Source organism: Gordonia sp. (in: high G+C Gram-positive bacteria), assembly GCF_020438995.1.
In the GTDB taxonomy this organism is placed as follows: domain Bacteria; phylum Actinomycetota; class Actinomycetes; order Mycobacteriales; family Mycobacteriaceae; genus Gordonia.
Window position 1 is genome coordinate 1 of sequence record NZ_JAGQTN010000209.1, and the last position, 8173, is coordinate 8173.

Below are 8173 nucleotides of genomic sequence, written 5' to 3' on the forward strand. Positions count from 1 at the left end.
CTGGTCTGGTCGCCGAATGCGGGCTGGCCGGCGCGCCGGATCTCGTCGTCACCGGGGTGCTGTCCAAATCGCTGGGCGCACAGGGCGGACTGGTCGCCGGTAGCTCCGTGCTACGTGAGCATCTCATTGACACCGCCCGCACCTTCATCTTCGACACCGGCCTCAACCCGGCCGCCGCCGGTGCGGCGCTCGCCGCGCTGCGTATCCTCCGTGCCCAACCGGACTATCCGGACCGGTTGCGGTCCAACGCGATTCGGTTGGCCGAGCGCTGTGGTGCGGCCACTCCGTCCGCGGCCGTGATCTCGCTGATCGTGGGTGATCCGCAACCCGCAGTCGCCGCTGCGCTGGCCTGCCGCGAACGCGGAGTGCTCGTCGGCTGCTTCCGGCCGCCGTCGGTGGAGCCGGGCACCTCCCGGCTGCGGCTGACCGTGCGCGCCGACCTCGATGACGCAACCCTCGATCACGTCGGCGACGTGGTGCTGGCGGCGTTGCGTGAAGTGGGGGCACAGATCCGATGACCGGACGGATCGTCGCTGTCACCGGAACGTCCACCGATGTCGGCAAGACCATCGCCACTGCCGCGCTGGCCGCGGTCTTCGATGACGTCGCCGTGTGCAAACCGATACAGACCGGAGTCCTGCCCGGCGAGCCGGGCGACCTGGCCGTCATCGAGCGTCTGACCGGGTCGATCACCACCGCCGAATGCGCCCGATACCCCGAACCTCTCGCGCCGGAGACCGCCGCCCGACGGGCCGGCGCAGAACCTGTCACCCTGACGGCTGTCGTCGGCGCCGTGACCGAACTGGCCGCCGACCACGACCTCACCCTGGTCGAGGGGGCGGGTGGGGTACTCGTCCGCCTCGCCGAGAACCTCACTCTGCTGGACGTCGCCGCCGCCGTCGACGCCGAGGTGGTGGTGGTCGTGCAGGCCGGTCTGGGCGCCCTCAATCACGCCGAACTGACCGTCGACGCGATCCGGGCCCGCGGCCTGCATGTGGCCGGCCTCATCATCGGTGCCTGGCCCGCCGAACCGGATCTGGCGATGACCTGCAACCGTGACGACCTGCCCCGCCTGACCGGCGTCCCCGTCGTCGGTGTCATCCCCGACGGTGCCGGTGCGCTCCCACCCGACGATTTCCGCACCGCCGCCCCCGCCTGGTTCGATCCAGATTGGATCGCGGCCGCCCGGCTTGATCCCCGCGGCCGAGGTGACCGGCTTCTTGATCCCCGAGGCCGAAGCGACCGGCTTCTTGATCCCCGAGGCCGAAGCGACGAAGGAGCGAGGGTCACGAGGGGTCCGGCGACCCGACCACCTGACCCCACCACCTCATCGACGACCACAGCACCATCACCCACAGACCACCCGAACATGACAGGAGTTCTTCAATGACCCAGGCCCCCGTGCGCCCCGACGACATCACCTCCGACATCCCCGGCGCCGACACCCCCGAACGCGACATCCTCGACATCGCCCGCGAGCAGGTGCTCGAACGCGGCGAGGCCCTCGACTACGACCAGACCCTGCAGGTGCTGCGCCTACCCGACGACCGGCTGCCCGAACTGCTGCAGGTGGCCCACGACGTCCGCATGAAGTGGTGCGGTCCCGAGGTCGAGGTCGAGGGCATCATCTCGCTCAAGACCGGCGGCTGTCCCGAGGACTGCCACTTCTGCTCGCAGTCGGGCCTGTTCGAGTCGCCGGTGCGTACCGCCTGGATCGACATCCCCTCGCTGGTGGAAGCAGCCAAACAGACCGCCAAGACCGGCGCCACCGAGTTCTGCATCGTCGCGGCCGTCCGCGGCCCCGACAAGCGCCTGCTCAGCCAGGTGGCCGCCGGCATCGAGGCCATCCGCAACGAAGTCGACATCCAGATCGCCTGCAGCCTCGGCATGCTCACCCAAGAACAGGTCGACCAGTTGGCCGCGATGGGTGTGCACCGCTACAACCACAACCTGGAGACCGCCAAGTCGCACTTCACCAACGTCGTCACCACCCACACCTATGAGGAACGCTGGGACACCCTGCGGATGGTGCGCGAGGCCGGCATGGAGGTGTGCTGTGGCGGCATCCTCGGCATGGGGGAGAGCGTGGAACAGCGCGCCGAGTTCGCCACCCAGCTCGCCGCACTCGAACCCGATGAGGTGCCGCTGAACTTCCTCAACCCCCGCCCGGGCACCCCGTTCGGCGACCTTGACGTGCTGCCCGCCTCGGAGGCACTCAAGGCCGTTGCCGCGTTCCGGTTGGCGTTGCCGCGCACCATCCTGCGGTTCGCCGGAGGCCGCGAGATCACCCTCGGTGACCTCGGTGCCAAGCAAGGCATCCTCGGCGGCATCAACGCGGTCATCGTCGGCAACTACCTGACGACGCTCGGGCGGCCCGCCGAGGACGATCTCGATCTGCTCGTCGACCTGTCGATGCCGATCAAGACGCTGAACGACACTCTCTAGTGGAGCCTGCGGACGGTTGGAGAGGCGCCCGCGGCGGCGACACTAGAGTGGCGGACATGGTCGACACGCCACGCCGCAGGCGCACGGTCCCGAGCGGACCGTCCGCCCCCACCCCGGAGCTCGACGTCCCGGGCCCGCTCGCCGAGCCGTGCAAATTCGGTGTCTACACCGGGATCGAACTGGAATTGCAGTCACCCGACGCGATCCCGCCCGCCGCCCGGCTCGGTCTCGAACCGCCGCGGTTCTGCGGCCAGTGCGGTCGCCGGATGGTGGTGCAGGTGCGGCCCGACGGCTGGTCGGCGCGGTGCTCACGACACGGCTCGGTCGATTCGACGGAAATGTATCACCGATGACCGCCGCTGTGGCGGACGCGGCGGCGAGGCCGCAGCGCCGCGCCGGCCCGTGGCCACCTCGTTCGGCACTGCTTGCGGTGGTGTGTGGAGTCGTCCTGCTCGGGGCGGCCGTGGGGACGGTGTGGGCGATGGTCACGCCGACGGTGACCGGGCGGGTGATCTCGGCCAAGTACGCGGAGATCATCGGAGGCGGCGACTCCGCCGAGTACGAGTCGATGGCCTGGCTGGCGGTGCTGCTGTTCGTGTACGGGCTGGTGGCCGCCGCGATCTCCTGGGTGGCGGCGCGGCCCTGGCGCGGCCCGGCTGGGTTCCTGGCACTCGGTGGGGCGACGGTCGCCGGGTCGGTGGTCGCGTCCGTGGTCGGTGACCGGATGGCTGCCTGGCGTTTCGACGACCCGAAGTCGTTGCCGGTGGGCGCGACCTTCGAGTTCGGTGCCGACCTCTTCGACGGTCGCTGGTGGACACTCATCCCGTCACCGTGGGTGCTGCTCATCTGTGCACCGTTCACCGCGACACTCCTCTACCTGGTATTCACCCTCTCGACACAGGACCCGGACCTGGGCGTAGGAGACCGACCTGCCGGTTGAGTCTCGAGGAGTTTTCTGCCGCCGGCGCGCCGAGAAACCGACTCCTCGCCGGTTGAGGTGTTAGGTCGCCCAGCGACCGAGCCTCGAAACCTGGTGAGCCGACAATGTCATCTCACGCGGTTTCAGGGCTCGCACGCTTGCGCATCAACCGACAAGGTTGGTCGAGTCGGACACGCGTCACATCGGCGGGCGTAGCGTCGCGAACTCGTCGGTGACCCGCAACTCGGAATCGGCGAAGCGGTAGAGAGCGGGAGGCCTGCCCCCGTTACGGCCCGTCCTGCCGACGGTGCCGGTGGCCACCACGACGGCCCGCCGCGACAGCACCCTCAGCAGGTTGGTCGTATCAACGTTGTAACCGAGTGCAGCGCAATATATTTCGGATAGCTCGGACATCGCGAACTGTCTGGGCGCCAGTGCGAACGCGATATTCGTGTACGACAGTTTCGCCGCTAGCCGCTGCCGTGCCGCGTCGACGATCTTGCCGTGGTCGTGCACGAGTGGTCCGGTGACCGGGTCGAGTGCGTCGACCGGCACCCATGCCGCGCCGTCGGGCAGTTGCGTGCGGGCGTCGCTGGGAAGCAATCCCAGATAGGTCGACGCGATGGTGCGGGTCCCCGGCACGCGGTGTGGCGCCGAGAACACGGACAACTGTTCGATGTGCGCGAGACCCGCGACGTCCAGGTCGTCGGCCAGGTGCCGTCTCGCGCTCTGCGCCAGGGTTTCCCGCGGGCCGACGTCACCTCCGGGGAGTGCGCGCCGGGGGCAGGTCCGGCCGCCGCCATCGGGATCGCGCAGCAGGACACACAATCTCGGCGTGTCCTGTTGCGACATATCGCCGGCGGCGCGGACCTGAAACACGGCGCTGAGAACCTCGACGCGCAGGGGCTGATCGGGTGGGTCCGGTGCCGACGGATCGCCGGTCGGCGGGGGTGCGGGCTCATCCGGCATGGCGTCGAGTCTAGGGTGCGCCGGTGCAGGAGACCCGGCCGGGAATGGACCGACTGTGAGCGGTGTTACGATGGACAGAGTTTTCGACCATGAGTCGAAAACCTCCGGTGATTCAGACCCGATGAGCCGGAACACGCGGGGACGGCCGTCTGGCAGCGGTCGGCCCGCGCACCAGCCCCTTGCTCGTGAGGAGTGACGATGAGCATCATCAGCGACCGCCCGGCAACCCTGTCGGGTCCCGGTTTGATCGATCCCGGTTTGATCGATGCCGAATGGGTGGACGGACCCGGCGGCTACACCGGGGTGGAGCCCACCGCCGAATGGGCGGAGGAGGTGCGCAGGCTCGCCCGCGCCCGCAACGCCACTCTGCTCGCCCACAACTACGAGCTGCCCGCGATCCAGGACGTCGCCGACCACGTGGGTGACTCGCTGGCACTGTCTCGGATCGCCGCCGAGGTCGACTCCGACGAGATCGTGTTCTGCGGCGTGCACTTTATGGCCGAGACCGCCAAGATCCTCAGCCCGAACAAGCGCGTGCTGATCCCCGATGCCCGCGCCGGCTGCTCGCTCGCCGACTCCATCACCGCCGACGAACTGCGCGAATGGAAGGCCGAGTTCCCCGACGCCGTCGTCGTGTCGTACGTCAACACCACCGCCGCGGTGAAGGGCCTGACCGACATCTGCTGCACCTCGTCCAACGCCGTCGAGGTCGTGGCGTCGATCGACCCGGACAAGGACGTACTGTTCCTGCCCGACCAGTTCCTCGGTGCGCACGTCAAGCGCAAGACCGGCCGCGACAACATCCACATCTGGGCGGGTGAATGCCACGTCCACGCCGGCATCAACGGTGACGAACTCACCGAGCAGGCCGAATCCCACCCGGACGCCGACCTGTTCATCCACCCCGAATGCGGTTGCGCAACATCGGCTCTGTACCTGGCAGGGGAGGGTTTCGTTCCGGCGGAGAAGGTCAAGATCCTGTCCACCGGCGGCATGATCGACGCCGCCCGCGAAACCAAGGCCAAGCAGGTGTTGGTGGCCACCGAGATCGGCATGCTGCACCAGTTGCGCAAGGCCGCGCCGGGCATCGACTTCCAGCCGGTCAACGGCCGTGCATCGTGCCCGTACATGAAGATGATCACCCCGGCCGCGCTGTTGCGCGCCCTGCGGGAGGGCAAGGACGAGGTGTTCGTGCCCGAGGATGTGGCCGCCAAGGCACGCCGGAGCGTCGAGCGGATGATCGCCATCGGCAACCCGGGATCCGGGGAATGACAGCCGGCTTCATCGGTCAGGTGGCGGCGTCGGAGCTGGGGGAACCGGTCACCGACGAAGTGCGCACGTTGATCCGTACCGCCCTCAACGAGGATCTGCGGTACGGACCCGATGTCACCTCGGTGGCCACGGTTCCCGCCGACGCCGTCACCGATGCCGCCATCGTCAGCCGCGGTGACGGGGTGATCGCCGGTGTCCCGGTGGTGCTGGCGGTGTTCGACGAGGTGATCGGCGCGGGCAACTACACGGTGACCGCCCAGGTCGCCGACGGCACCCGTGTCGGTCGTGGCGATGTGGTGCTCGCGGTGCACGCACCCACCCGGGCGCTGCTCACCGCCGAACGCACCGCACTCAACCTGATCTGCCATCTGTCCGGGATCGCGACCACGACCGCGGAGTGGGTGACCGAGCTCGCCGGCACCTCGGCGAAGGTCCGTGATTCCCGAAAGACGTTGCCGGGGTTGCGGTCTTTGCAGAAGTACGCGGTCCGCGCCGGCGGTGGCGTCAATCATCGTCTCGGTCTGGGAGATGCGGCGCTGATCAAGGACAACCATGTCGCCGCCGCGGGCTCGGTCAGCGCGGCTCTCAATGCCGTGCGGGCCGCAGCTCCCGACATCCCCGTCGAGGTGGAGGTCGATTCCCTCGCGCAGCTCGACGAGGTGCTGGAACTGAAACCGCAGCTCGTCCTGCTCGACAACTTCGAACCCTGGGCCACCCAGATGGCGGTGCAGCGCCGCAACACTCGCTCCCCGGAGACCAAACTGGAAAGCTCCGGCGGCCTCACCCTCGACGTAGCCCGCGATTACGCCCGCACCGGTGTCGACTACATCGCCGTCGGCGGCCTCACCCACTCCGTCACAGTCCTCGACCTCGGCCTGGACATCCCCACCTGACATCTCGGCGCGCGAGAATGTCGCTGGGCTGCACAGCTTCTTGATCCTGAGGGGTCGAGGCGACGAGAGCGTGACTCACCATCGTGATCCCTGAGGTCGAAGCGACGAAGGCGCCGCCGACCACCGTGATCCCTGAGGCCGAAGCGACGAAGGCGCCGCCGACCATCGTGATCCCTGAGGCCGAAGCGACGAAGGCGCCGCCGACCATCTTGATCCCTGAGGCCAAAGCGACGAAGGAGCGAGGGTCACGAAGGGTCCGGTGACCTTTGCACCTGACTCAACCACGCCCACACCCCTCTGCGATCACGACCGCTACGGCACTCTGCCAACCGCAATCAGTGTGTCGCAGTTGACCTCCCGGATACCTTTGCCGGACAGCGCCTGAACAAAGTTGCGGCGCAACAATTCACGCTGATCATCGGAAAACCCGCCGAGCGCCCCGCGCAGGCCGCTGCCGAGAATCATCGACCACGCGAACTCGTCGGTGCACGGCACCGGCAACGACAACACCCGCGTCCGGACATCGACGACGCCGAGCGACGTGAGCCAGTCGGTGATCAGCGGGACGGTCTCTATACGGTTGATCGGTCTGGGCTCGTCCGATCCCGACCTTACCCCCGCCGTCGGCTGCGGTTGTGCGTTGAGCACGGCCACCTGCTCGAAGAACGTCGCCGTGAACTCGGTGAGCGCCCCTTTGTGCCAGACCGCGACACCGATCCTGCCACCGGGAATCTGATCGAGCAGACCCCGAACGGCGTTGTCCATGTCGGGCAGGAAGAACACCCCGAACGCACACGACAGTACGTCGTACGGCGTGTCGGGTGCGGGTAGCGCGGTGGCGTCGGCGCAGCGGAAGTCGATGTTGGTGAGACCGTCGGCCGCGGCTCTGGTACGGGCGCGGGCAAGGAGGTCGTCGGCGATGTCGATGGCGTCGACGTGCCCGGTGGGTCCGACCGCATGGGCGGCAGGGATGGCCGACGCCCCGGTTCCCGAACACGCGTCGAGCACCCGCTCGCCGGGCTGCAACCGCAGCGCGTCGACGAGTGCCCGCCCGGCCGGCCCCCATACCTGCGGCGTCACCGCATCGAAGTCGTCGCAGGTGGAGTTGAAGATCACTGCGAGAACGTTGTCGCTGGTCATATAGCAACACTAACTACCGGCGCCGAAGGTGACAATGACGACGGCGTTCCCCATTGACGGCCGTCTCAGTGGATTCGCTCGAGGTCGTTGAAGCGGTCGAATCCCCGGTCGAACGTCAGGATTCTGGCGACATCGTGACTCCTCATGGCCGCGACATGTAGCGCGTCACGTGCGCCGGATCCGTGGCCGAGCACGATGTCCTTTGCCGTTTCGATCTCCGCGAGGCCGACGGTGAACACCTCGTCGACGAGATCGTGGAGTAGTGCAAACGCCGGTTCGATAGCATCTCGACGATTGATAGCACCGTACCGGTGGAGGATCTCCTGAAAGACCTCCACATCGGTCACCAATCTGGTCCCCGAGACGATCAACTGGTCAAGAAGGACCTGACTTCGATCCCGGTTCTCGTGCGGAGCGCCGATCACGTACATGACGATGTTGGCGTCGAGGAAGACGGTCATGAATGGTATCCGGCCTCGGTCTCCTCCAGGATTTGTTCGATGTCGCCGGTCGGAAACTCGTATGCGAGTGCGGC

Annotated in this window: 10 protein-coding genes; 7 read left to right on the forward strand and 3 right to left on the reverse strand. The window is 67.6% G+C overall.

The genetic code is table 11. The features are described from left to right. From KDB67_RS15160 to KDB67_RS15180, 5 genes are all read left to right on the forward strand, one after another. A partial coding sequence (locus tag KDB67_RS15160) for an aminotransferase class I/II-fold pyridoxal phosphate-dependent enzyme (protein WP_291017221.1) occupies positions 1-518 on the forward strand: 518 nt, incomplete at its 5' end. Beyond that, complete coding sequence (bioD, locus tag KDB67_RS15165) at positions 515-1390, forward strand: dethiobiotin synthase (RefSeq protein WP_291017224.1); 876 nt, start codon at positions 515-517, stop codon at positions 1388-1390. The genes KDB67_RS15160 and bioD, both read left to right, overlap by 4 nt. Then, positions 1387-2445 (forward strand): biotin synthase BioB, encoded by a 1059-nt coding sequence (gene bioB / locus KDB67_RS15170; protein WP_291017227.1) that lies wholly within the window; start codon positions 1387-1389, stop codon positions 2443-2445. Before bioD ends, bioB begins: the two co-directional genes overlap by 4 nt. 56 nt (positions 2446-2501) lie before the next feature. Further along, positions 2502-2798, forward strand: a complete 297-nt coding sequence (locus KDB67_RS15175) for a hypothetical protein (protein ID WP_291017230.1) — start codon at positions 2502-2504, stop codon at positions 2796-2798. Then, positions 2795-3385 (forward strand): DUF2567 domain-containing protein, encoded by a 591-nt coding sequence (locus tag KDB67_RS15180; RefSeq protein ID WP_291017232.1) that lies wholly within the window; start codon positions 2795-2797, stop codon positions 3383-3385. The genes KDB67_RS15175 and KDB67_RS15180 overlap by 4 nt, the downstream gene beginning before the upstream one ends. A gap of 177 nt (positions 3386-3562) precedes the next feature. On the opposite strand, the gene KDB67_RS15185 is transcribed toward KDB67_RS15180, so the two are convergent. Then, the gene (locus tag KDB67_RS15185) at positions 3563-4333 is read right to left on the reverse strand and encodes an NUDIX domain-containing protein (protein ID WP_291017234.1); all 771 of its coding nucleotides are present in this window, start codon (positions 4331-4333) and stop codon (positions 3563-3565) included. Positions 4334-4531: 198 nt separating this feature from the next. Here KDB67_RS15185 and nadA point away from each other — a divergent pair, with 198 nt between their 5' ends. Beyond that, complete coding sequence (nadA, locus tag KDB67_RS15190; protein WP_291017238.1) at positions 4532-5605, forward strand: quinolinate synthase NadA; 1074 nt, start codon at positions 4532-4534, stop codon at positions 5603-5605. Then, a complete protein-coding gene (gene nadC, locus KDB67_RS15195; protein WP_291017240.1) occupies positions 5602-6498 on the forward strand; it encodes a carboxylating nicotinate-nucleotide diphosphorylase in 897 nt (298 codons plus the stop codon). Before nadA ends, nadC begins: the two co-directional genes overlap by 4 nt. 312 nt (positions 6499-6810) lie before the next feature. Here nadC and KDB67_RS15200 read toward each other — a convergent pair whose 3' ends face one another. Both KDB67_RS15200 and KDB67_RS15205 read right to left on the reverse strand, forming a co-directional pair. After that, a complete protein-coding gene (locus tag KDB67_RS15200) occupies positions 6811-7638 on the reverse strand; it encodes a class I SAM-dependent methyltransferase (protein WP_291017243.1) in 828 nt (275 codons plus the stop codon). Between the two features lie 65 nt (positions 7639-7703). After that, positions 7704-8099 carry a type II toxin-antitoxin system VapC family toxin gene (locus KDB67_RS15205; protein WP_291017246.1) on the reverse strand — a complete coding sequence of 132 codons (396 nt, stop codon included), beginning with the start codon at positions 8097-8099 and terminating at the stop codon, positions 7704-7706. Positions 8100-8173: the final 74 nt, after the last annotated feature.